This is a genomic window from Streptomyces coeruleorubidus (assembly GCF_028885415.1).
Classification (GTDB): Bacteria; Actinomycetota; Actinomycetes; order Streptomycetales; family Streptomycetaceae; genus Streptomyces; species Streptomyces coeruleorubidus_A.
Map to the genome: position 1 here is coordinate 4,133,902 of NZ_CP118527.1, position 22,292 is coordinate 4,156,193.

Below are 22,292 nucleotides of genomic sequence, written 5' to 3' on the forward strand. Positions count from 1 at the left end.
CTCGACCAGATTCACACGAGCCGTGACGCTGTGCATGTCGATCACTTACGGAGCGTAGTTCGCTGCTGCTCATCGGCCGCTCCGCCCGCCCCGACGAGGCCCGTGCGCATGCCCGTCAGCCGGTCCGCGAACCGCCGCATCTCACGCTGGCCCACCGTCCCGATGACCCCGGGCAGATATCCGCGCACGCCCTGCATGCCGCGCAGCCACCACTGCCCGTAGACGTGGCCGGCGCGCCGCTCGATCCCGGCCACGAGCCGGTCCACCGCCGGGCCCAGCGGATAGGTCTTGTTGGACGGCCAGGGCAGCCGCTGCCTCAACTCCCGCATGACGTCGTCCTGGTCGGCCCCGCGCACCATGTCGGTGTCGGTCCACGACAGGTACCCGACGCCGACCTTCACGCCCCGGTACCCGACCTCGGCGCGCAGGCTGTGCGCGTACGCCTCCACACCGGACTTGGACGCGCAGTAGGCGGTCATCATCGGCGCCGGGGTGATCGCCGCGAGGGACGCGATCTGGAGCAGATACCCCCGGCTCTCCAGCAGCAGCGGCAGGAAGGCGCGGGCGGTCACCGCGGAGCCGACCAGGTTGACCTCGATCACCCGCCGCCAGGACTCCGGGTCGGAGTCGGCGAACGGACCGCCCGTGGCGACACCGGCGTTGGCGACGACGATGTCGACCCTGCCGAAGCGCTCCTTCACCTCCCGCGCGACCCGGGCCATCGCCTCGTGATCGGTGACGTCGGCGTGCCAGTGGTCGCTGTCACTGTGCAGCCGCCCGGAGACCTCCTTGAGCGCGTCCGGTTCGAGCCCGACCAGCGCCACCTTCACACCGCGCGCGGAAAGCTTGCGGGCCAGCAACTCCCCGACGCCGCGCGCCGCCCCGGTCACCACGGCGACCTTCCCCTCGAGGCTCACCCTGCTCATGCGCTCTCCCCGGATACGACCTGGATGTGTGCGTGGACGAGTTCACGTATCTTCCCGGTGACCAACTCGGGCGCCTCGACCGGCGTCATGTGGCCGATGCCGGGCAGTTCGGTGAGCCCGGTGCCGTGCGGCAGCGCGGCGGCCAGGGCCCGGGCCTGCACCGGCGGCGTCAGCCGGTCCGCCGTACCGACGACCACCGCCGTGGGCACGTCCAGCTCCCGCACGCCCTGGTCGAGGTCGAGCACGTCCAGCACGTGCGACCAGGCGTAGCGGACCCTGCGGGGGCAGGCGTGCACGACGCGGGCGCAGGCCTCGACCATGTGCGGGGCCGAACCCGGGCCCATCGTCCCGTACTTGAGGATCCGGCGGGCCAGGGGCGTGACCGGGCCGAGCGGGGCACGGGAGCCCAGGATCCGCCGGGTCAGCCAGGTCCGCAGCCGCCCGGGCCGCATGGGTACGACGGTGGAGGCCGCGACCAGTTGGGAACTGCCCGTGCTGCACAGCAGGACGGCGGCGGTGTGCTCGCGGAAGGCGGTTCTCCCGGAGGCCGCCATCACGGTCATGCCGCCCATGGAGTGCCCGGCGATCACGGCCTGTTCGCCGGGCGCGAGGGTGGCTTCGAGTACGGCTTCCAGGTCGTCGGCGAGGGCGTCGGTGCTGCACGCGGGGTGCGCGGGGCTGCGTCCGTGGCCGCGCTGGTCGTAGGCGATGACCCGGTGGTCGGCGGCCAGGTCGCGTATCTGCGCCGCCCAGAAGGCGGTGGAGCAGGCCCAGCCGTGGGCGAGGACGACGGCGGGGGCTGCGTCGGGCCCGTGTATCTCGACGTGCAGCCGGGCCCCGTCGGCGGAGACGGCGGTCAGTTCGCGCGCGGGGGCGGGCGGGGCGTAAGGGCCGGAGTCGACGTGGAAGAGACGGCTCACGCGTCCACCCCGGCCTTCTGCTCAGCCGTCTTCGTCGCGGGGATCCGCAGGACGTCGTACTCCGCGAGGTCCACCCGCCGCGTCGCCCGCCGGAACTCGGCTGTCGTGCCGGGCCAGATGGTGGTGTTGCGGCCGCTCGCGTCGAGGTACCAGCTGGTGCAGCCGCCGGTGTTCCACACGGTCCGCTTCATGCGCTCCTGCACCCGGTGGTTCCAGGCGTGTACGGCGCTCGGCCGGGCGTCGAGGGCGACCCGGCCGCCGAGGACGTCGACTTGGCGGACGAAGTCGGCCAGGTAGTTCAGCTGGGACTCGATCATGAGGATCATCGAGGAGTTCCCGAGGCCGGTGTTGGGCCCGATGATCGTCATCCAGTTCGGGAAGCCGGGCGCGGAGGCACCGCGCAGGGCCTCCATGCCGCCCTTCCAGGTCTCGGCGAGGGTCCGTCCGTCGGCGCCCACGACCCGCTCGGCGATGGGCATGTCGGTGACGTGGAACCCGGTGCCGAAGACGATCGCGTCCACCTCGGCCTCGCTGCCGTCGGCGGCGACGAGGGTCGATCCGCGGACCTCGCTCAGCCCGCTCGCGACCACGTCGACGTTGGGCCGCGCGAGCGCCGGGTAGTACTCGCTGGACAGCAGGATCCGCTTGCAGCCGATGCGGTAGTCCGGGGTGAGCTTCGCCCGCAGGGCCGGGTCCTTGACGGCACGGGCCATGTTGCGCCGGGCCAGCTGCTCGACGAAACCGAGTTCGTTCGGGCGCTTGGTGAACGCCTGCACCTGCAACTCCCGGATGCCCCACAGCAGTCCGCGCCGCAGTTGCGAGGTGAAGGGCAGCTGCCGGTGGAGCCACCGCTCGGCGTCGCTGATGGCCCGGTCGACGCGGGGCATCACCCACGGCGGGGTGCGCTGGAAGAGCGTGAGCCGCGACACCTCGGGCTGGATGGCCGGCACGATCTGGATGGCCGAGGCCCCCGTCCCCACCATCGCGACGCGCTTGCCGCGCAGGTCGTAGTCGTGGTCCCAGCGGGCGGAGTGGAAGACCTTGCCCGGGAAGGAGTCGAGCCCGGGGATGTCCGGCACCTTCGGGTCGGACAGCGGCCCGGTGGCGGAGACGACGATGTCCGCCGACAGACTCCCGCTGCTGGTCTCGATGTCCCAGCACAGCCGCTCGGCGTTCCACGCCATCCGCTTCACCTCCGAGTCGAAGCGGATGTGCGGCCGCAGCCGGAACGCGTCCGTCACGTGCTCCAGGTAGGCGCGGATGTGCTCCTGCCCCGAGAAGGTGCGCGGCCAGTCGGGGTTGGGCGCGAAGGAGAACGAGTACAGATGCGACGGCACGTCACACGCGCAGCCCGGGTAGCTGTTGTCCCGCCAGGTCCCGCCGACACCGCTCGCCCGCTCCAGGACGACGAAGTCGGTGACGCCCTCGCGGCGCAGCCGCACGGCGGCCCCCAGCCCGCCGAACCCGGACCCGATCACCGCGACCCGCACGTGCTCGCGTTCGTGTTCGCGTTCGCCCATGCCGACACCTCCACACACCACGAGAACCATGCCAGTGAACACTGGCGCAATGGGAGAGTAGGGCAGTGACGTACTGATGGGTAGGGGGCGGTCGCGGAAAGTCACCCTCGGTACGCCTTAAGGTGCCCAGGTGGCCGAGAAGCGTGAATACCGCATGGAAGAGCTGGCCCGCCTGGCCGGGATCACGGTGCGCACCCTGCGCTTCTACCGCGAACGCAAGCTGATCCCGCCACCCCGCCGGGAAGGCCGTATCGCCTGGTACGACGACCACCACCTGAACCGGCTGCGCACGATCACGGCCCTGCTGGAACGCGGTCACACCCTCAGCGGCATCGCGGAGCTGGCGGAGGCCTTCGACCACGGCCGGGACGTCGGCGACCTGCTCGGCGTCGGCGCCCCCACCGAGGAGGAGCCGGTCCACCTCACCCCCGAGGAACTCGCCGACCACTTCGCGGGCGAGGCCACCCCCGAGAACCTCGCCGCCGCGATGGAGCTCGGCTACCTCGGCACCGACGGCGACGAGATCGTCCACATCAGCCGCCGCCTGCTGGACGTCTCCTCGGCCCTGGTCCGCGAGGGCATCCCCCTCGCGGAGGTCCTCGGCGCGGCCAAGCAGGTCCGCACCCACGCCGACGCCCTGGCCGAACTCTTCACCGGCCTGGTCCTGCGCCACGCCTCCGAGGACGACCTGCCCCGCCTGCGCCCGCTGGCCCGGAGCGTCGTGGAGGCGGAACTGTCCCTGGCCCTGGACCGCCGGATGCGTGAGGGCGAACGCTGATGCCCGACGGTCCCTAGCGGTCGTACACGACGGTCACCGGCGCGTGATCGGACCACCGCTCCGCATGAGTGGCGGCCCGCTCCACGAACCCCTTGACCGCCCGCCCGGCGAGCCCCGGGGTGGCCACGTGATAGTCGATCCGCCAGCCGGTGTCGTTGTCGAAGGCCCGCCCGCGGTACGACCACCACGAGTACGGCCCCTCGGTGTCCGGGTGCAGCGCACGTACGACGTCGACGTACCCGCCGTCCGCGGGATCGAAGACCTGGGACAGCCACTCCCGCTCCTCGGGCAGGAACCCGGAGTTCTTGGTGTTGCCGCGCCAGTTCTTCAGGTCGGCCCGCTGGTGGGCGATGTTCCAGTCGCCGCAGACGAGGACCTCACGCCCCTCGGCGGCGGCCCGCTCCCGGAGCCCCTTCAGATGGGCGAGGAACTCGCCCATGAAGCGCTCCTTCTCGTCCTGCCGCTCGGTCCCGACCTCACCCGAGGGCAGATACAGCGAGGCGACGGTGACCCCCGGCAGATCGGCCTCCACGTACCGCCCGCTGCCGTCGAACTCGGCGGACCCGAACCCGATCCGGACCCGGTCGGGCTCACGCCGGCTGTACAGGGACACCCCGGCCCGCCCCTTGGCGGCGGCCGGCGCGTGCACGACATGCCACCCCTCGGGGTCACGGACGTGCCCGGGCAACTGCTCCGGCTCGGCCCGCACCTCCTGGAGACACAGCACGTCGGCGTCGGTCTGCGCGAGCCACTCCACGAAGCCCTTCTTCGCGGCGGCACGCAGCCCATTCACATTCACAGAGGTCACAGTGAGCACCCCGGCACGATACCGGCACACTGGACGAGGTCCAGTTCCGGATCGAATACGGTAGCCGGCATGCATATACGCCGGGTCTCCTTCGACCACCCCGACGCCGTGAAGCTGAACGACCAGGTCCAGGCCGAGTACGCCGTCCGCTACGGGGACGACGGCGATGCCACGCCCATGGCCGCCACGGACTTCGACCCGCCGAACGGCATCTACCTCATCGCGTACGACGAGCTCGGCACCCCCGTCGCCTCGGGCGGCTGGCGCGCTCAGGACGCGAACGACGAGGGCAACCTGGACGGCGACGCCGAGCTCAAGCGCATGTACGTGATCGAGCAGATGCGCGGCCGGGGCCTGGCCCGCCGCATCCTGGCCGCCCTGGAGGAGGACGCCCGCGAAGCCGGCCGCGTCCGCATGGTCCTGGAGACGGGCCTCAAGCAGCCGGAGGCCATAGCTCTGTACACGTCCAGCGGCTACGAGCCGTGTGCCAAGTTCGGCTACTACCGACACCACGAGTCGAGCCGCTGCTTCGCGAAGAGCCTCTGAAAGCCTGGGAACAGAGCAGAGCCCCTGCCGACTTTCGCCGACAGGGGCTCGAAGCTGCGTGGACCTGAGGGGATTTGAACCCCTGGCCCCCTCGATGCGAACGAGGTGCGCTACCGGACTGCGCCACAGGCCCTTGCAACGAGTGAAACTTTAGCACCCCGATCGGGCTGCTTGGAAATCCGTTCCCGGCGGGCGGTCGAGGGGCGGTCACCTGCGGCTTCGCGGGCTACTCGTTGGCGGCCCGGGGCCGGTCCCCGTCCTCGTACTGGTCGAACAGGGGCGTGCGGCCGCGCTCCCGTGCCCGCCGTGCGGAGGCCGCGCGACGGGCGTCACTGCGCCCGTCGCCGTCCGCCCTGTCCTGCGTGCGGGGCTCCGCCCCGTCGGGGTCCGCGCTGTCGGCGGGGGCCGCCCCGTCCTCGTGGTCCGGGGTGACGGTGCTCGACCGCGCGGAGCTCCAGGTGTCGGGGGCTGCGAGGTCCACGTCGTTGGTGGCCCGGGGCGCGACGGGTGCGGTCACATAGGTCGGCAGGGGCACCGGCACCGGCTCCCAGCTGTCGCCCTGCCCCGGCCGCCGCTGCCGCTCGCGCTGCTGGTCGACCCACTCGGCGTGGTCGGTCTGCTCGACGAGTGCGCGCCGGTCCGCCGCGAGGGCCGACAGGCCGGGGTCGGTCGCCGGTTCGGGTCCTTCCTCCGGGTCGTCGGCCGCTTCGTCGGTGGAGGCGCGCCGGCGGGGCTGCCGCTGGCGCTCCCGCAGCCGCTGGGCCGCGGCCTCGGCCCGGCGGCGGTCCATCTGGTAGGCGAAGCGGCGGCGCTCCTGGGAACGCAGGTACGCGATGTACACGCTGAGCATGACGGCGGGCACACCGGGCGCCCACAGGAAGGCGAGCCCCCCGACCGCGGCGACGATCGCGCCGAGGGTGAAGGCGAGGAACAGCATGGTGGTGGTGCGCCGACGGCGCGCGAGCACCTTCGAGCGCCGGGCCCGCGCTGCGGCCGCCTGGCTCGCCTGGCTCGCCTGCGGTGACGGGCCGCGCCGGGCGGCGGGCACACGCCCCCGACCGCGGGCGTCGCCCTCCGCGTTCGGCCCGGGCGCCGGGCGAGCCGACTGCTCGGGGGCGGGCGAGGGGAGGGGTGCCTGGGTCTGCGGACGCGTCTTGGACACGGCGAAGGCCCGGACGTCCACCGAGTCGGTGACGGCGTCCAGGTCGTCGGCGTCCTGCTCCTCCTCCTCGGTGGAGCGCGCCCGCAGGTCCCTGGCGTACCGGCGCTCCATGGCCGCCTTTCCGGACAGAAGCCGGATGGCGGTGCTGAAGCGTTCCGTCGGACGGGCCTCGTTCAGCTCGTCCTGCCTACGGAGCCACATCGGCACCAAGTAGGCGGCCCAGGCCCCGACAATGACTGCGTAGATGAGGCCGCTGCTGCTCACGCCTCACACGGTAGAGGGGTTTGCGTGAGGCCATCTGCCAATTGAGCCGGTGTGTCGCACGATCTGGCTGATATTTCGAACTTTTTTTGTGACCGATGCGATCAGCAGACCGCCGAGGCCGGGAATTCATTGCCCCAAGACGGTCACCGGCCGATCAATTTCGAACAAGTATTCAATTTCCGGGGTGGTGCCGCATTCCCGGATTACTCTCCGATCGTGCCCGGTGCCAGCGCCTGAGCAACCCGTCCGGCACCTCTTCCGCCGTGAGCGCGAAGACGAGGTGGTCGCGCCAGGCCCCGTCGATGTGGAGATAACGCGGCCGGAGCCCCTCCTCACGGAATCCGAGTTTCTCCACGACCCGGCGGCTCGGCCCGTTCTCGGGGCGAATGCAGATCTCGATGCGGTGCAGCCCGACCGTGCGGAAACAGTGGTCCACGACGAGCGCCACCGCCGTCGGCATCACCCCGCGGCCGGCCACCGCCTCGTCCACCCAGTAGCCGACATGCCCCGAGCACATCGAGCCCCAGGTGATTCCGGCCACGGTCAACTGCCCCACCAGCCGCCCCTGGTACTCGATGACGAAGGGCAGCATCCGGCCCGCGTTCGCCTCCGACCTGAGGTGGCGGACCATCTGGCGGAAGGTCGGCCGGTGCGCGAGCGGCCCGCCGGGGGCAGGCGGCGGAATGGTCGCCTCCCAGGGGCGCAGCCAGTCGCGGTTGCGCCGGTTGACCTCGCGCCACGCCCGCTGGTCGCGCAGCTTTATCGGCCTGAGGACGATGTCGCCGTCCACCAGCTCGACGGGCCAGGATGGGCTGTTCAGCTCGCACCCCCACTGCCGGGTCTGGGGTGGTCACCGCCGCGGAGCTGCTCGACGGCGTGGACCAGCAGCGGCTCCAGCACCGCCAGTCCGTCCTTCACGCCGCCGCTGGAGCCGGGCAGGTTGACGATCAGCGTCCCGCCCGTCACTCCGGCCAGGCCCCGGGAGAGCGCCGCGGTCGGCACCTTCTGACGGCCGAACGCCCGGATCGCCTCGGCGATGCCGGGGACCTCGTGGTCGATGACCCGGCGGGTCGCCTCGGGGGTGCGGTCGGTGGGCGAGATGCCCGTACCGCCGGTGGTGACGATGACGTCGTAGCCGGTCTCGACACCGGCGCGCAGGGCCGCCTCCACCGGGTCGCCGTCGGGGACGATCTGCGGGCCGTCGACCTGGAAGCCGAAGCCCTTCAGGGCGTGGGCGATCAGCGGGCCGCCCTTGTCCTCGTAGATCCCGGCGGCAGCCCGGTTGGAGGCGGTGACGACGAGAGCGCGGTAGGTCATGCCCGGCTCCAGTCGCCCGACTTGCCGCCCGTCTTCTCCTCCACCCGCACGTCCGTGATGACCGCTCCCTTGTCGACCGCCTTGACCATGTCGATCACGGTGAGCGCGGCGACGGAGACCGCGGTGAGGGCCTCCATCTCGACGCCCGTCCGGTCGGTCGTCTTCACGGTGGCCAGGATCTCCACCGCGTCGTCCGCGACCGACAGGTCCAGTTTCACACCGGACACCGACAAGGGGTGACAGAGCGGGATCAGATCCGGAGTGCGTTTGGCGCCCATGATCCCGGCGATCCGCGCGGTCGCGAGGGCGTCGCCCTTGGGGACGCCCTCGCCGCGCAGCAGCTCGATCACGCGGGGCGAGACGAGGACGCGTCCGCTGGCGCGGGCGGTGCGCGCGGTCACGTCCTTGTCGGACACGTCGACCATGCGGGCGGCACCCGCCTCGTCGATGTGCGTCAGACGGTCCTGCGTAGGGGGGTCCTGCGTGCTCATGCTGTGTGACGCTCCCGGTCCGGGCCTGCTGTGCGCGACACGGTACCCCCAACCAGCGCCTCTCAGCCGAGCAGGATCACCTCGACCTCGGCGCCGGGCTCGACGGACTCGGTGTCCTCGGGGACGACGATCAGCGCGTCGGCGTGGGCGAGGGCCGCGATCAGGTGGGATCCGGCGCCGCCGACCGGGCTCACCCGGCCGTCGTCGTACCTGCCGCGCAGGAACTGGCGGCGGCCCTTCGGGGAGGTCAGCGCCTTGTCCGCGGTCAGCCTCGCCCGGGTCGTCGGCCGGTGGACGTCCTCAAGGCCCATGAGGGCGCGGATCGCGGGGCGGACGAACAGTTCGAAGGAGACGTACGACGACACCGGGTTGCCGGGCAGGGCCAGCAGCGGGGTGTGGTCGGGGCCGATGGAGCCGAAGCCCTGGGGCTTTCCGGGCTGCATGGCGAGCTTGCGGAACTCGATGCCGCTGCCCGCCTCGTCCTCGTCGGCGACGTGGGACAGGGCCTCCTTGACGACGTCGTACGCCCCGACGCTCACGCCACCGGTGGTGACCATCAGGTCGGCGCGGACCAGCTGGTCCTCGATGGTGGAGCGCAGGGTCTCGGCGTCGTCGGCGACGGCGCCCACGCGATAGGCGATGGCGCCGGCGTCGCGCGCGGCGGCGGTGAGGGCGAAGCTGTTGGAGTCGTAGATCTGACCGGTGCCCAGTTCCGCGTCGGGCTGGACGAGTTCGCTGCCGGTGGAGAGCACCACCACGCGCGGGCGCGGGTGCACGCGCACCGTGCCGCGGCCGATCGCGGCGAGCAGGCCGATCTGGGGCGGGCCGAGGATCGTACCGGCCTCCAGGGCGCGGTCGCCGGCCTTCACGTCACTGCCCTTCGCGCGCACGTGCGCGCGGGCCTCGGCCGGTCGGTACACCTGCACGTGCCCGGTGGCGCCCTCGGGGCCGAGGCTGCGGGCGCGCATGCCGCGCACCGGACCCTCGCCGAGCCCGCCGTCGGTCCACTCGACGGGCACGACCGTCTCGGCGCCGGGCGGCAGCGGGGCGCCGGTCATGATGCGGGCGGCCTGGCCGGGGCCCACATGGAGCAGGTCGGCCTGGCCCGCGGCGACGTCCCCGACGACCTCCAGGGCCGCCGGGAACTCCTCGCTCGCGCCCGCCACGTCCGCGACCCGTACGGCGTAGCCGTCCATCGAGCTGTTGTCGAAGGGCGGCAGGGACACCGGCACCGTGATGTCCTCGACGAGGACGCAGCCCTGGGCGTCGAGCAGATGCAGCTCGATGGGTTCCAGGGGGCGGACGGTGGCGAGGATGTCCTCCAGGTGCTCCTCCACCGACCACAGGTGGTCGGGGCCGAAGTGGTCCTGGCCGGTGACGCGGGGCGCGGCGCTGCTCAACGTGTTACATCTCCTCGGCTACGTAACTGCGAAGCCAGGTCCGGAAGTCCGGGCCCAGGTCTTCACGTTCGCACGCGAGTCGGACAATGGCACGCAGGTAGTCGCCGCGGTCGCCGGTGTCATAACGGCGGCCCTTGAAGACGACGCCGTGCACCGGGCCGCCGATCTTCTCGTCTTCGGCGAGCTGCTGGAGGGCGTCCGTGAGCTGGATCTCACCGCCGCGGCCCGGCTCGGTCCGGCGCAGTATGTCGAAGATGTGCGGGTCGAGGACGTAGCGGCCGATGATCGCGTAGTTCGACGGGGCGTCGGCCGGGTCGGGCTTCTCGACGAGGCCGCTGACCTGGACGACGTCGCTGTCCTCGGTGGTTTCGACGGCCGCGCAGCCGTAGAGGTGGATCTGCTCCGGGGCGACCTCCATGAGCGCGATGACGCTGCCGCCGCGCTGCTCCTGGACCTCGACCATGCGCTGGAGCAGGGGGTCGCGGGGGTCGATCAGGTCGTCGCCGAGGAGGACGGCGAAGGGCTCGTCACCCACGTGCGGGGCGGCGCACAGGACGGCGTGGCCGAGGCCCTTGGGGTCGCCCTGGCGGACGTAGTGCATGGTCGCGAGGTCGCTTGACTCCTGCACCTTGGCGAGGCGGCCGGCGTCGCCCTTCTTCTGCAGCGCCGACTCCAGCTCGTAGTTGCGGTCGAAGTGGTCCTCGAGGGGGCGCTTGTTGCGGCCCGTCACCATGAGGACGTCGTCGAGACCCGCCGCGACGGCCTCCTCGACCACGTACTGGATCGCCGGCTTGTCGACGACCGGCAGCATCTCCTTGGGAGTGGCTTTGGTGGCCGGCAGGAACCGGGTGCCGAGGCCTGCTGCTGGAATGACAGCCTTGCTGATCCGAGGGTGCGACTGAGTCATGCCCGCCACCATATCCGGTGCCTTTGCGCGGAATCCGCGGCTCCGGTTCATAGGCGCTCATATGAGCGTATTGCAACGGTATGGGAGCAACCTTTGAGTCACATCGGACGTCCGGGCGAGCCTGACAAGCGGAGTTTGCGGCGCGAGATCCTCGCGGTGAGGAACAGGTTGACGGCGGATGACCTGCGGGAAACCTCGGCCGCGCTGGCCGGGCGGGCGCTGGAGCTGCCCGAGTTGGCGCGGGCCGGCACGGTGGCGGCGTACGTCTCCGTGGGGAGCGAACCGGGGACGCTCGCGCTCCTGGACGCGCTGCGCGCCCGGGGCGTACGCGTCCTGCTCCCGGCCCTGCTGCCCGACAACGACCTCGACTGGGGCCTCTACGAGGGCGAGCGCTCGCTCGCGCGCGTCCAACACGGCGGCAGAATGGCCCTCTTCGAGCCCGCGGGCGAGCGCCTCGGGCCGGACGCCGTGACCACCGCCGACGCCGTGCTGCTGCCGGGGCTGGCGGTCGACACGCGCGGGATGCGGCTGGGGCGCGGCGGCGGCTCGTACGACCGTGTGCTGGCGCGGCTGGAGCGGGCGGGGGTGCGTCCCGCGCTGGTGGTGCTGTTGTACGACTCGGAGGTGGTCGGGCACGTCCCGGAGGAGCCGCACGACCGGCCGGTGCACGCGGTGGTGACGCCGTCGGGGGTGCGGCGGTTCGGGCCGGAGACCTGATGCGAAACGGCCCTCCACGCGCGCGTGGAGGGCCGTTTCGGTTTCCGGCGTCAGCGGCTCACGGCTTGAGCACCAGCTTGTCGGTCGTGCCGTCCTTGACCGCCTGGTCCGAGAAGGACCACGGGAGCAGTTCGCCGTCGGCCCACTTGTCCGTCTGGTCGACGTAGTGGGCGCTGTAGGCGTGCCCGGAGGCGCCGCTGAGGTTGATCCAGCGGGACTTGTCGAGGTCGCCGAGGTTCACGACCATCCGCATGGACGGCACCCACACCACGCCGTAGCCGCCGGCCGCGTTCCAGCCGGTCGCGTTGACCGTGGCCTCGCCGCCGCTGAGCTCCCAGGGGCCGCGGTTGAGGGCGTACTGGAGGAAACCGGGGCCCTCGGTGCCGAGGGTCTCGTTCTTCAGGAACAGGCGGTGCAGCCGGCCCCAGGTCCAGGTGTCGATGTCCTTGCCGAGCTTGGCGGTCAGCTCCCAGCGGGCGTCGATCATCGCGCGCTTGAACAGCTGGTCGCGGTTGACTGCGGCGGGGCGGGTGCCCGCCTTGGGCGCCTTCCACCAGTCGCTGTCCGGCTGGTCCATCAGCTTGCGGACCACCTCGAACCAGCGGTCGCCGCCGTCGGGCTGCGCCTGGTCGGGGTCGCGCTCGCCGCACTCGCGCACCTTCTCCGCCTCGTCGGCGGGCCCGGTGGTGTTGACCGGCTCCACCCACAGGCACTGGCCCTTGACCCGCAGCTCCTTGGGGAGCTTGTTGCCGAAGGCGAGCTTGAGGATGTTGCGCCAGACGGCGTTGAAGTAGGCGGCGGCCGCCGAGTCGGTGTCCTGGGTGTAGTCCCAGCCCTCCAGCAGCTTCTGCGCCTCGCGCACGTCCTTGCTGCCGGTGTCGATCTTCAGCAGCGTGGGCACCAGCAGCCGGGCGATCTCGCTGCTGTTGTCCAGTTGCATCTGGCGCATGTCGTCGGTGGAGATCTTGCCGCCGTCCTTGATCTTCGACTGGATCAGGTCGGTGATCCGCTGGCTGCGCGTGCCGTAGCCCCAGTCCTCGGTGAGCGTGTACGGGTACTTGTCCGGGTCGATCACGGCCTGGTTGGCGGTGACGATGTAGCCCCGCTTCGGGTTGTACTCGTACGGCAGCGCGTCCTGCTCGATGTAGCCGGTCCAGCGGTACTTGGGGTCCCAGCCGGGCGCCGGGACGGAGCCGTCGTCGTCCTGGGAGCGCTTGGGGATCCTGCCCGGCAGGGTGTAGCCGATGTTGTCCTCGGTGTCCGCGTAGACCAGGTTCTGCGAGGGCACGTCGAACAGCGCGGCGGCCTTGCGGAAGTCGGTCCAGTTCTTCGCCCTGTCCATGGCGAAGACGGCGTCCATGGTGGTGCCCGGCTGAAGCGCGGTCCAGCGCAGCGCGACGCCGTAGCCGTCGCCTCTGTCGGGTGCGGCGGCGTCGACGGTGGCCTTCTTGCCGACCTTCACGAGCTCCTTGGCCCGGTCGGACAGCAAGGGCCCGTTGTTGGTCTCGCGGACGACGATCTTCCGGGGCGAGCCGCCGGCGACCTTGATGGTCTCCTCGCGCGTCTCGAAGGGCTTGACCTTGCCGTCGTAGAGGTAGCCGTCGCCGGTGATCTTCTCCAGGTAGAGGTCCGTGACGTCGACGCCGGAGTTGGTCATGCCCCAGGCGATGTCCTGGTTGTGGCCGATTATCACGCCGGGCATGCCGGCGAAGGTGTAGCCGCTGACGTCGTACTGGCACGCGCTGGAGACGCTGCGGCAGTGCAGGCCCATCTGGTACCAGACGGACGGCAGCGAGGGCGACAGGTGCGGGTCGTTGGCCAGCAGCGGCTTGCCGGTGATGGTGTGCTTCCCGCGGACGACCCAGGAGTTGGAGCCGATGCCGTCGCCGTTCACGCCGACGGCCGGCGGGAGGTCGCTCAGGACATCGCTGAGGCCGGTGAGCTGGCTGTCCAGGCCCGAGGTACCGGAGGCGGTGCCGGAAGCCGTGCCGGAGGTGCCGGAGGCCGTGCCCGCGGTGCCCGCCGTGCCGGTGGAGGCACCGCCGGTTCCGCTCGTGCCGCCTGTGCCCGTGCCGCTGGTGCCGCTCGTGCCGCCCTGTTCGAACGCCCCCGTCAGCTCGTCGTACTGGCCCTCCTGGACGATCGCCTTGTTCCGGCTGTACGGGTACTGCGGGTACAGCTCGGCGATCTGCTTCGGGCCGAGGCGGCTGGTCAGCAGGGCGCGGTCGATCTCGTCCTGCATGTTGCTGCGCAGGTCCCAGGCCATCGCCTTCAGCCAGGAGACCGAGTCGACCGGGGTCCACTTCTGCGGCTTGTAGTCGTTGGTGAACCCGAGCGCCGCGTACTCCAGGGAGATGTCCTTGCCGTCCTTGCCCTGGAGGTAGGCGTTGACCCCCTCGGCGTAGGCCTGGAGGTACTTCTTCGTGCCGGCCGACAGCTTGGTGTCGTACTCCTGCTTGGCGACCCGCTCCCAGCCGAGCGTGCGCAGGAACTCGTCGTTGTCGACCTGGCTCTTGCCGAACATCTCCGACAGCCGGCCGGCGGCCATGTGACGGCGTACGTCCATCTCGTAGAACCGGTCCTGCGCCTGGACGTAGCCCTGCGCCATGAACAGGTCCGCGTCGGAGGAGGCGTAGATCTGCGGGATGCCGTGGTTGTCGCGTTTGACCTCGACGGGTCCCGAGAGGCCCTTGAGCGTGAGGGTGCCCTTGGTCTGCGGGAAGGAGGCCCGGACGGTGCTGATGGACCAGTACGCCCCGAAGGCGACGCCTCCGATCAGTGCCAGCACCAGGACGAGCACGATCAGACGTGCTTTGCGCCCCTTTCTCCTGCCGGACTTGCCGGGCTGCTGACCCGTGGAGGCGGTGGTGTCGGTGGGCATCGCTGTCCTTGCTGTCCTAAGTCGAGCGGCAGGTTCGGCTGTGCTTTTAACTGAGCGCTGGAGCAACGATAGGCGCAGGGTCTCGCGCCTCTTGACGCGGAGTCGGGAACCAGCACGGACGAACGTTCGATCTCGCCCCCGGAAGCGTCAAGAAATCGTCAAGAGTTAGGTAAGGTAACGAAGTAGTTGGCGCGATGCGCCACAGCTTCATGTGCGATGTACGTGAGCCCACGCGCGCGTGCGTGTGAGCCAGGGAAGGATTCGGCCGCTGACTGTTCACCACCTCAACCAGCTCCTGCTCGTCTGCTCGCTCGTCCTGCTCGTCGCCGTCGCAGCGGTACGGATCTCCTCGCGCAGCGGGCTCCCCAGCCTGCTCGTCTATCTGGGGATAGGCGTCGCCATGGGCCAGGACGGCATCGGCGACATCCACTTCGACAACGCCGAGCTGACCCAGGTCATCGGATACGCGGCCCTGGTCGTGATCCTGGCCGAGGGTGGCCTTGGCACGAAGTGGAAAGAGATCAAGCCGGCCCTGCCGGCCGCCACGGCGCTGGCGCTGGCCGGTGTCGCGGTGAGCGTCGGGGTCACGGCGTCGGCGGCGCACTACCTGATCGGGCTGGAGTGGCGGCAGGCGCTGATCATCGGGGCGGTCGTCTCCTCGACCGACGCGGCGGCCGTGTTCTCCGTGCTGCGGAAGATCCCCCTCCCCGCGCGCGTGACGGGCACGCTGGAGGCGGAGTCCGGCTTCAACGACGCCCCGGTGGTCATCCTCGTGGTCTCGCTGTCCACGGCGGGCCCGGCCGAACACTGGTACGTGCTGCTGGGCGTGATCCTGCTGGAGCTGGCCATCGGCGCGGCCATCGGGCTCGCGGTGGGCTGGCTCGGCTCCTGGGGGCTGAGGCACGTGGCGCTGCCGGCCTCCGGCCTCTACCCGATCGCCGTCATGGCCATCGCCGTGGTGGCGTACGCGGCGGGCGCGCTGGCCCACGGCAGCGGCTTCCTCGCGGTGTATCTCGCCGCGATGGTGATGGGCAACGCGCGGCTGCCGCACTGGCCGGCCACGCGCGGCTTCGCCGACGGGCTCGGCTGGATGGCCCAGATCGGCATGTTCGTCCTGCTCGGCCTGCTGGTCACCCCGCACGAGCTGGGCGACGACATCGTGCCCGCGCTCGTCATCGGGCTGGTGCTGACCATGGTGGCGCGTCCGCTGAGCGTGGTGGTCTCCCTGCAGCCCTTCCGGGTCCCGTGGCAGGAACAGGCCCTCATGTCCTGGGCGGGGCTGCGCGGGGCGGTGCCCATCATCCTGGCGACCATCCCCATGGTGGAGGGCGTGGAGGCGAGCCGCCGGATCTTCAACATCGTCTTCATCCTGGTCGTCGTCTACACCCTGGTCCAGGGCCCGACGCTGCCGTGGCTGGCCCGCATGCTGCGCCTGGGCGACGGTTCGGAGGCCGCCGACCTCGGCATCGAGTCGGCCCCGCTGGAGCGGCTGCGTGGGCATCTGCTGTCCGTGGCGATCCCCGAGGGATCGAAGATGCACGGCGTGGAAGTCAACGAGCTGCGGCTGCCGCCCGGCGCCGCCGTGACGCTCGTCGTACGCGAGTCGGAATCGTTCGTCCCGCTGCCTACGACGGTGCTGCAGCGCGGGGACGAGCTCCTCGTCGTGGCCACGGATCCCGTGCGGGACGCTACGGAGCGCCGGCTGCGCGCGGTGGGCCGCGGCGGCAAGCTGGCCGGATGGCTGGGAACGGACGGGGCGAGTCGTTAAGGGCGGTTTTACGTCGTTCGCGTCGCCCTGATTTCGCAGGTGGGCGCGACCGCCGTGCTCTTTTTCACAGGCAGGTCCGCGCAGGTGCCTGTACGATGAAGGCGTTACCCAAGATCGAACCAACTCTGCCTGACGCAGAGCTGGCGCGACCGTATGGCGGTCGGGTGGCCCCTCCTCACCGGGCCCCGGCATCTACCGCAGTTCCGCGCAAGAGGACAGCTCTCGGCGCCGCCCGCTGACGGGCCCGCGCTACCAGGCGGCAGAAAGGCACGGGCCGTGGTGTCCACGGTCACCTCGAAGAAGTCGAAGAACTCGATGACCTCGAAGAACTCGACGGACTCGAAGAAGTCGACGGCTTCCGCCCGCCCGGGATACGGCCGGCTGCTGCGCACCCGCGGCGCCTGGACGTTCCTGCTCCCCGGCTTCGCGGCGCGCCAGCCGTTCGCGATGCTGACCATCTCCATCGTGCTGCTGGTGCAGCACACCACCGGCTCCTACGGAGCGGCGGGCGCCGCCGCTGCCGTCACCGGTGTCTCCATGGCGCTGTTCGCGCCCTACAGCGGCCGCCTCGCCGACCGCTACGGGCAGCGTGCCGTACTGATCCCCGGGGTGCTGCTGCACGCGCTGTCCGGGCTGACGCTGACGGCGCTGGCGCTCATGGACGCCCCCTTGTGGGCGCTGTTCGTGGCGGCCGTCCCGACCGGTGCCTCGGTGCCGCAGGTCGGGCCCATGGTGCGGGCCCGCTGGGGCGTGAAACTCAAGGACTCGCCGCTGATGACCACGGCGGCGGCCTTCGAGTCCGTCACGGACGAACTGACCTTCGTCGTCGGCCCGCTGCTGGCCACCGCCCTGTGCACGGCCGTCGACCCGGCCGCCGGGCTGGTCACGGAGGCCTCGCTGACCCTGATCGGCGGTCTGCTGTTCGCCGCACAGAAGAGCACCCAGCCCTCGGTCTCAGGCCGCGGCCACGCGCGCGTGGAGCACGCTTCCGCGCTGCGGATCCCCGGGGTGCGCGTGCTGATCGTGACGTTCCTGGGCATCGGGTCCGTCTTCGGCGGCATGCAGGTCTCGCTGGCCGCGTTCACCGAGTCGATCGGCGAACCGGGCCTCAACGGCGTCCTCTACGGGGTCTTCGCCGCGGGCAACATGCTCTCCGGCGTCGTCTGCGGCGCGATCGCCTGGAAGGTGGCACCGCAGCGGCGCCTCGTCGTCGGCTACACGGCGCTCGCGCTCACCGCGTCGGGCCTGTGGGCCGCCCACTCGGTGCCGGTCCTCGCCGGACTCGGCCTGCTGGTCGGCATGTGCATCGCGCCCGCCCTGATCACCGGCTACACCCTGGTCGAGAGTCTGGTCCCGGCCGGCGCCCGCACCGAGGCCTTCACCTGGCTGACCGGCGCCGTGGCGCTCGGCCAGGCGGCCGCCGTCACGGTCGCCGGGCAACTGGAGGACCGCTTGTGGGACGGTGCCGGTTTCCTGGTGCCGATGGGCGGCACCGTGCTCGCCCTGGCGACCCTCCTGGCCCTGCGTTCCCGGCTGGCCGGACGGGCCCAGGGCCGCACCGTCGCACGTGGCGTGGGTCACCGCGTGCCGGTGGCAGTGGACTGAACGGCCGGAATACGTCAAGATGGATCGTCGTTAGCACTCATCGAGTGAGAGTGCCAGGAGGAAGACAGTGCCCACCTACCAGTACCAGTGCACCGAGTGCGGCGAGGGCCTCGAGGCGGTGCAGAAGTTCACCGACGACGCCCTCACCGAGTGCCCCAGCTGCAAGGGCCGCCTGAAGAAGGTGTTCTCGGCGGTCGGCATTGTCTTCAAGGGCTCCGGCTTCTACCGGAACGACAGCCGCGGCTCCTCGTCGAGCAGCTCCCCGGCGTCGAAGTCGTCGAGTTCCTCGTCGTCCTCCGACTCCGGCTCCGGCTCCGGCTCCGGTTCGAGCACGTCGTCGAGCACCGGCAGCTCCACCAGCAGCAGCACCGCCGCGTAAGGCCTGTTTCTTACGGGACCCTGTCGCCTTTCGGCGACGGGGTCTTCGGCATTTCCGCGTGCGGTTAGGGTGCGGGCATGGCGAACAAGGCGAACGCGGCGAACGCGGGCGGCGAGGCGAACACGGAGGGCGCCGGGATCGGCGTCATCGGCGGCTCGGGGTTCTACTCCTTCCTCGACGACGTGACCGAGGTCCAGGTCGACACCCCGTACGGGCCGCCCAGCGACACCCTCTTCCTCGGCGAGGTCGCCGGCCGGCGCGTCGCCTTCCTGCCCCGGCACGGACGGGGCCACCACCTGCCGCCGCACCGGATCAACTACCGGGCCAACCTGTGGGCGCTGCGGTCGGTCGGCGTGCGCCAGGTGCTCGCCCCGTGTGCCGTCGGCGGCCTGCGTCCCGAGTACGGGCCGGGCACGCTGCTGGTGCCGGACCAGCTCGTCGACCGGACCAAGTCCCGCGCGAACACGTACTTCGACGGGCTGCCGCTGCCCGACGGGACGGTGCCGAACGTGGTGCACGTGTCGCTGGCCGACCCCTACTGCCCCGCCGGGCGGGCCGTCGCGCTGAAGGCGGCGCGCGGCCGGGACTGGGAGCCGGTGGACGGGGGCACGCTGGTCGTCGTCGAGGGGCCGCGCTTCTCCACCCGTGCCGAATCGTTGTGGCACCAGGCGCAGGGCTGGTCGGTGGTGGGCATGACCGGCCACCCCGAGGCGGCGCTCGCCCGCGAGCTGGAGCTCTGCTACACGTCCCTGACCCTGGTCACCGACCTCGACGCCGGCGCCGAGACCGGGGAGGGCGTCTCGCACGACGAGGTACTGCGGGTGTTCGCGGCGAACGTGGACCGGCTGCGGGGCGTGCTGTTCGACGCGGTGGCGGGGTTGCCGGGGGAGGACGAGCGGGGCTGTCTGTGCGTGAACGCCTTGGGTGGGATGGATCCGGGGTTCGCGTTGCCGTAGAGCGGCGTAGCGGGAACGGAACTTGCCGTTCGGGTGAGGGAGTTGTCCACAGGGCGGTGGCAGGTCCACAGGCCTGAGCGGGCGGTGGTGGGAAGCCTCATCGTGGGGAGCGCAAGCCGGTCGCTCGTCCCAGGTGGTGGTTCCCCATGTCCCTCGCTCCGTCTTCCTCTTTCCTCACCCTGCCTTCTTCGTCCACCCTCACCCTGCCTTCTTCATCCACCTCGCTCCCGCCCGGCCCTGAGGTGCCGGCGGCGCGTGAGGTGCCGCGGTTCGATCCCGTACGGGTACGCGGCGGCCGGACCGGCCGGCTCCTGCGTAACCGGCGGCGGGCCCTGGCCGTGGGGCTCGCGGTCACCGCGACCGCGTTGATCGCGGCCGGACCGCGGGGCTCCGACGGTGCCCGTGGGCATCCCCGGACGCAGCCTCCCGCGCACGCGGCCCCGGTGTCCGGGGAGCAGCCCGTGCGGACGCGTCGTGCCGTGCGGGCGGTGACGGCCCCGGTCCGGATCGCCGACGCGGCCACCGTACGGCTGCTGCGGCCCGGCGACCGGGTCGACGTCATCGCCGCCGAGGAGGCGGTGTCGGGCGGTGACGCCCGGGTGGTCGCGCGCGGGGCCAGGGTGACGAAGGTGCCGGAACCGCTGGAGGGCGCGGGCGACAGCGGTGCGCTGGTCGTGCTGTCGGTGCCGCGTGCCACGGCGGCCCGGCTCGCCGGTGCGAGCGCCACCGCGCGGTTGGCGGTGACGCTCTGGTGACGTCCCTGGTCTCGTCAAGTCGGTCGTTCGAGGGACCCAGGTGCTCCGTTCGGAGCAACGTTGACGTAGGTTGCGGAGCGTTTTGTTCCGCAAGCTGCTCGTGCGAGGAGAGACCCCGAGGTGAGCGAGAAGAAGGAACCGAGCGTCTGGGAGGGCTTCAAGGCCTTCCTGATGCGCGGGAACGTCGTCGATCTGGCGGTGGCGGTGGTGATCGGCGCTGCCTTCACCAACATCGTCAACGCCGTGGTGAAGGGGATCATCAACCCCGTCGTCGGAGCCATCGGGACCAAGAACCTCGACCACTACAGCTCGTGTCTGAGCTCGACGTGCGAGGGCGAGCAGGGCATCCGGATCCTGTGGGGTTCCGTCCTCGGCGCCGCGCTGAGCTTCGTGATCACCGCGGCGGTCGTCTACTTCCTGATGGTCCTGCCCATGGCGAAGTACCTGGCCCGGCTGGAGGCCCGCCGCAAGGCGAAGGAGGGCGCGCAGGAGGTCATCGAGGTGACCGAGCTGGAGGTGCTCAAGGAGATCCGGGACGCGCTGATCGCACAGCGCGGCTCCGGGCACGACCGGCAGTAGCGGCGCGGCTCCGGGCACGACCGGCAGGAGCAGCGCGGCTCCGGGCACGACCGGCAGAAGCGCTACGGGCGGCCGCCCGGCCGGCTCAGAGGTGGTGGGGCGGCTTCTCGTCGAGGAAGCGCTTGAGGTCGGCCGCGCCACCGCCGCCCGCGTCGGAGCGGTCGCCCCAGCCGCGGTCGGTGTCGTCGGAGGACTGCTGGTCGAGCGGGTCGTCGAAGACCAGCGCGGGCTTCGGCGCGCGCGGCTCGGGATCGGGGGCGGTGCTCATGCGTCCAGGGTACGGTCGCGGAGAAATTCCCCGCGCCTTCTGTTGTGCTGGGAATCATGACGTCCAGCCCCACTCCCCCGCCCGTCCCCTCCGGCACGCCGGTCCCCTCCGGCGCGCCCGGCGGCCGGGGGCCGCTGCGCAGGCTCAGGACCCGCGGACGCGACGAGGCGCACCGGGCGGCCTCGCCGCTGGAGCTCTTCTTCGACCTGTGCTTCGTCGTGGCGGTGGCCCAGGCGGGCATCCAGCTGGTGCACTCCGTCGCCGAGGGGCATGCGGGCGAGGGGATCCTCGACTACGCGATGGTGTTCTTCGCCCTGTGGTGGGCGTGGATGAACTTCACGTGGTTCGCCTCGGCGTACGACAACGACGACGTGCTCTACCGGGTCGTCACGCTGGTGCAGATCGCCGGTGTGCTGGTCCTCGCGGCGGGGGTCTCGCGGGCGTTCGAGGAGCACGAGTTCTTCGTGGTCTGGCTGGGCTACCTGATCATGCGGCTCGCCCTGGCGGCGCAGTGGCTGCGGGCGGCCCGCTCCAGCGAGGGCCCGGAGCGGACGACGGCCCTGCGCTACGCCGGTGGGGTGCTGCTGTGCCAGGTCGGCTGGCTGGGACTGCTGTTCCTGCCCGAGGGCGCCCGGCCCTGGTGGTTCCTGTTGATGGCGGTGCTGGAGATGTGCGTGCCGCCGTGGGCGGAGAAGGACCACCCCACGTCCTGGCATCCGCGCCATATCGCGGAGCGGTACGGGCTGTTCACCATCATCGTGCTCGGCGAGACGATCGCCGCGGCCACCATCGCCGTGAAGTCCGGCGTCGACGAGAACGACGCCCTGGGCGAGCTCCTCCCCATCGCGGCGGGTGGGCTGCTGGTCATCTTCGCCGCGTGGTGGGTCTACTTCGTCGTGCCCATCCACGACCATCTGCGGTCCAACCGGCAGGCGTTCCTGTGGGGCTACGGCCACTATCTGGTCTTCGCCTCGGCCGCCGCGATCGGGGCCGGGCTGGAGGTGGCGGTGGAACAGACGGTCGGCAAGGCGCACGTGTCCACGCTGGCGGCGTCGGCCGCCGTGACCCTGCCGACGGCCCTGTACCTGCTGGCCTTGTGGGCCCTGCACTCGCGCCACTTCAAGTCGGGCATCGCCCAGCAGCTGGTGCTGCCGACGACGGCGCTGCTGGTGATCTGCTGCACGTTCCTCGGCGACTGGGCGGTGCTCGCGGCGGGCGCGGTCTGCGCGCTGTCGGTGGTGGCGGGAGAGACCCTGGCCATGCGCAGGGCGACCCGGGCCGCCCGGGTCGCGGGGCCGACAGCGCCGGCCGGGTGACGGTGCCGGCGAGGTCCCGCTGCCCTTCG

Annotated in this window: 22 protein-coding genes and 1 tRNA gene; 10 read left to right on the top strand and 13 right to left on the bottom strand. The window is 71.3% G+C overall.

Going from position 1 to position 22,292, the window contains the following annotated elements; translation table 11 throughout:
* Positions 1–41: 41 nt before the first annotated feature.
* The 3 genes from PV963_RS19090 to PV963_RS19100 are packed head-to-tail and all read right to left on the bottom strand — an operon-like array spanning position 42 to position 3,366.
* Positions 42–926 carry an SDR family oxidoreductase gene (locus tag PV963_RS19090; RefSeq protein WP_274816945.1) on the bottom strand — a complete coding sequence of 295 codons (885 nt, stop codon included), beginning with the start codon at positions 924–926 and terminating at the stop codon, positions 42–44.
* Positions 923–1,846 (bottom strand): alpha/beta fold hydrolase, encoded by a 924-nt coding sequence (locus PV963_RS19095; protein WP_274816946.1) that lies wholly within the window; start codon positions 1,844–1,846, stop codon positions 923–925. The genes PV963_RS19090 and PV963_RS19095 overlap by 4 nt, the downstream gene beginning before the upstream one ends.
* The gene (locus PV963_RS19100; RefSeq protein WP_274816947.1) at positions 1,843–3,366 is read right to left on the bottom strand and encodes a flavin-containing monooxygenase; all 1,524 of its coding nucleotides are present in this window, start codon (positions 3,364–3,366) and stop codon (positions 1,843–1,845) included. The genes PV963_RS19095 and PV963_RS19100 overlap by 4 nt, the downstream gene beginning before the upstream one ends.
* A gap of 130 nt (positions 3,367–3,496) precedes the next feature.
* Between PV963_RS19100 and PV963_RS19105 the strand changes: the two genes are divergently transcribed.
* Positions 3,497–4,144 (top strand): MerR family transcriptional regulator, encoded by a 648-nt coding sequence (locus PV963_RS19105; RefSeq protein ID WP_274816948.1) that lies wholly within the window; start codon positions 3,497–3,499, stop codon positions 4,142–4,144.
* Between the two features lie 13 nt (positions 4,145–4,157).
* Here the strand turns inward: PV963_RS19105 and PV963_RS19110 are convergent, their stop codons facing one another.
* A complete protein-coding gene (locus PV963_RS19110; protein WP_274816949.1) occupies positions 4,158–4,961 on the bottom strand; it encodes an exodeoxyribonuclease III in 804 nt (267 codons plus the stop codon).
* Positions 4,962–5,021: 60 nt separating this feature from the next.
* Here PV963_RS19110 and PV963_RS19115 point away from each other — a divergent pair, with 60 nt between their 5' ends.
* A complete protein-coding gene (locus PV963_RS19115; RefSeq protein ID WP_274816950.1) occupies positions 5,022–5,498 on the top strand; it encodes a GNAT family N-acetyltransferase in 477 nt (158 codons plus the stop codon).
* A 59-nt stretch (positions 5,499–5,557) separates the two neighbouring features.
* On the opposite strand, the gene PV963_RS19120 is transcribed toward PV963_RS19115, so the two are convergent.
* From PV963_RS19120 to galU, 7 genes are all read right to left on the bottom strand, one after another.
* Positions 5,558–5,631 (bottom strand) — tRNA-Ala (locus PV963_RS19120).
* Between the two features lie 93 nt (positions 5,632–5,724).
* Positions 5,725–6,924, bottom strand: a complete 1,200-nt coding sequence (gene sepX, locus PV963_RS19125; RefSeq protein WP_274816951.1) for a divisome protein SepX/GlpR — start codon at positions 6,922–6,924, stop codon at positions 5,725–5,727.
* A gap of 172 nt (positions 6,925–7,096) precedes the next feature.
* The gene (locus PV963_RS19130) at positions 7,097–7,717 is read right to left on the bottom strand and encodes a GNAT family N-acetyltransferase (protein ID WP_274822059.1); all 621 of its coding nucleotides are present in this window, start codon (positions 7,715–7,717) and stop codon (positions 7,097–7,099) included.
* A 23-nt stretch (positions 7,718–7,740) separates the two neighbouring features.
* Complete coding sequence (locus tag PV963_RS19135; RefSeq protein WP_274816952.1) at positions 7,741–8,241, bottom strand: MogA/MoaB family molybdenum cofactor biosynthesis protein; 501 nt, start codon at positions 8,239–8,241, stop codon at positions 7,741–7,743.
* On the bottom strand, positions 8,238–8,732 hold the full coding sequence (gene moaC / locus PV963_RS19140; RefSeq protein ID WP_274816953.1) for a cyclic pyranopterin monophosphate synthase MoaC: 495 nt from the start codon (positions 8,730–8,732) through the stop codon (positions 8,238–8,240). Before moaC ends, PV963_RS19135 begins: the two co-directional genes overlap by 4 nt.
* 62 nt (positions 8,733–8,794) lie before the next feature.
* Positions 8,795–10,132: a molybdotransferase-like divisome protein Glp gene (gene glp / locus PV963_RS19145; protein ID WP_274816954.1), complete on the bottom strand. Its 1,338-nt coding sequence runs from the start codon at positions 10,130–10,132 to the stop codon at positions 8,795–8,797.
* A 4-nt stretch (positions 10,133–10,136) separates the two neighbouring features.
* A complete protein-coding gene (gene galU, locus PV963_RS19150; RefSeq protein ID WP_274816955.1) occupies positions 10,137–11,039 on the bottom strand; it encodes a UTP--glucose-1-phosphate uridylyltransferase GalU in 903 nt (300 codons plus the stop codon).
* Positions 11,040–11,132: 93 nt separating this feature from the next.
* On the opposite strand from galU, the gene PV963_RS19155 reads away from it, so the two are divergent.
* Positions 11,133–11,756 carry a 5-formyltetrahydrofolate cyclo-ligase gene (locus PV963_RS19155; protein WP_274816956.1) on the top strand — a complete coding sequence of 208 codons (624 nt, stop codon included), beginning with the start codon at positions 11,133–11,135 and terminating at the stop codon, positions 11,754–11,756.
* Positions 11,757–11,814: 58 nt separating this feature from the next.
* On the opposite strand, the gene PV963_RS19160 is transcribed toward PV963_RS19155, so the two are convergent.
* Positions 11,815–14,637, bottom strand: coding sequence for a penicillin acylase family protein (locus PV963_RS19160; protein ID WP_274816957.1), 2,823 nt, complete (start codon positions 14,635–14,637; stop codon positions 11,815–11,817).
* Between the two features lie 238 nt (positions 14,638–14,875).
* Between PV963_RS19160 and PV963_RS19165 the strand changes: the two genes are divergently transcribed.
* The 6 genes from PV963_RS19165 to mscL all read left to right on the top strand — a co-directional run bounded on the left by PV963_RS19165 (position 14,876) and on the right by mscL (position 20,679).
* On the top strand, positions 14,876–16,405 hold the full coding sequence (locus tag PV963_RS19165; RefSeq protein WP_274816958.1) for a potassium/proton antiporter: 1,530 nt from the start codon (positions 14,876–14,878) through the stop codon (positions 16,403–16,405).
* Between the two features lie 276 nt (positions 16,406–16,681).
* Positions 16,682–18,010, top strand: coding sequence for an MFS transporter (locus PV963_RS19170; RefSeq protein ID WP_274816959.1), 1,329 nt, complete (start codon positions 16,682–16,684; stop codon positions 18,008–18,010).
* Between the two features lie 67 nt (positions 18,011–18,077).
* Entirely contained in the window at positions 18,078–18,389 is a 312-nt protein-coding gene (locus PV963_RS19175) for an FmdB family zinc ribbon protein (protein WP_274816960.1), read from the top strand.
* A 77-nt stretch (positions 18,390–18,466) separates the two neighbouring features.
* Positions 18,467–19,345, top strand: a complete 879-nt coding sequence (locus PV963_RS19180; protein ID WP_274816961.1) for an S-methyl-5'-thioadenosine phosphorylase — start codon at positions 18,467–18,469, stop codon at positions 19,343–19,345.
* A 146-nt stretch (positions 19,346–19,491) separates the two neighbouring features.
* Entirely contained in the window at positions 19,492–20,100 is a 609-nt protein-coding gene (locus PV963_RS19185) for a hypothetical protein (RefSeq protein ID WP_274816962.1), read from the top strand.
* A gap of 120 nt (positions 20,101–20,220) precedes the next feature.
* Complete coding sequence (gene mscL, locus PV963_RS19190) at positions 20,221–20,679, top strand: large conductance mechanosensitive channel protein MscL (protein WP_274816963.1); 459 nt, start codon at positions 20,221–20,223, stop codon at positions 20,677–20,679.
* A gap of 85 nt (positions 20,680–20,764) precedes the next feature.
* Here mscL and PV963_RS19195 read toward each other — a convergent pair whose 3' ends face one another.
* Positions 20,765–20,947: a hypothetical protein gene (locus PV963_RS19195; protein ID WP_274816964.1), complete on the bottom strand. Its 183-nt coding sequence runs from the start codon at positions 20,945–20,947 to the stop codon at positions 20,765–20,767.
* 56 nt (positions 20,948–21,003) lie between these two features.
* Between PV963_RS19195 and PV963_RS19200 the strand changes: the two genes are divergently transcribed.
* Positions 21,004–22,263, top strand: coding sequence for a low temperature requirement protein A (locus tag PV963_RS19200; RefSeq protein WP_274816965.1), 1,260 nt, complete (start codon positions 21,004–21,006; stop codon positions 22,261–22,263).
* The last annotated feature ends 29 nt before the right edge of the window (positions 22,264–22,292 follow it).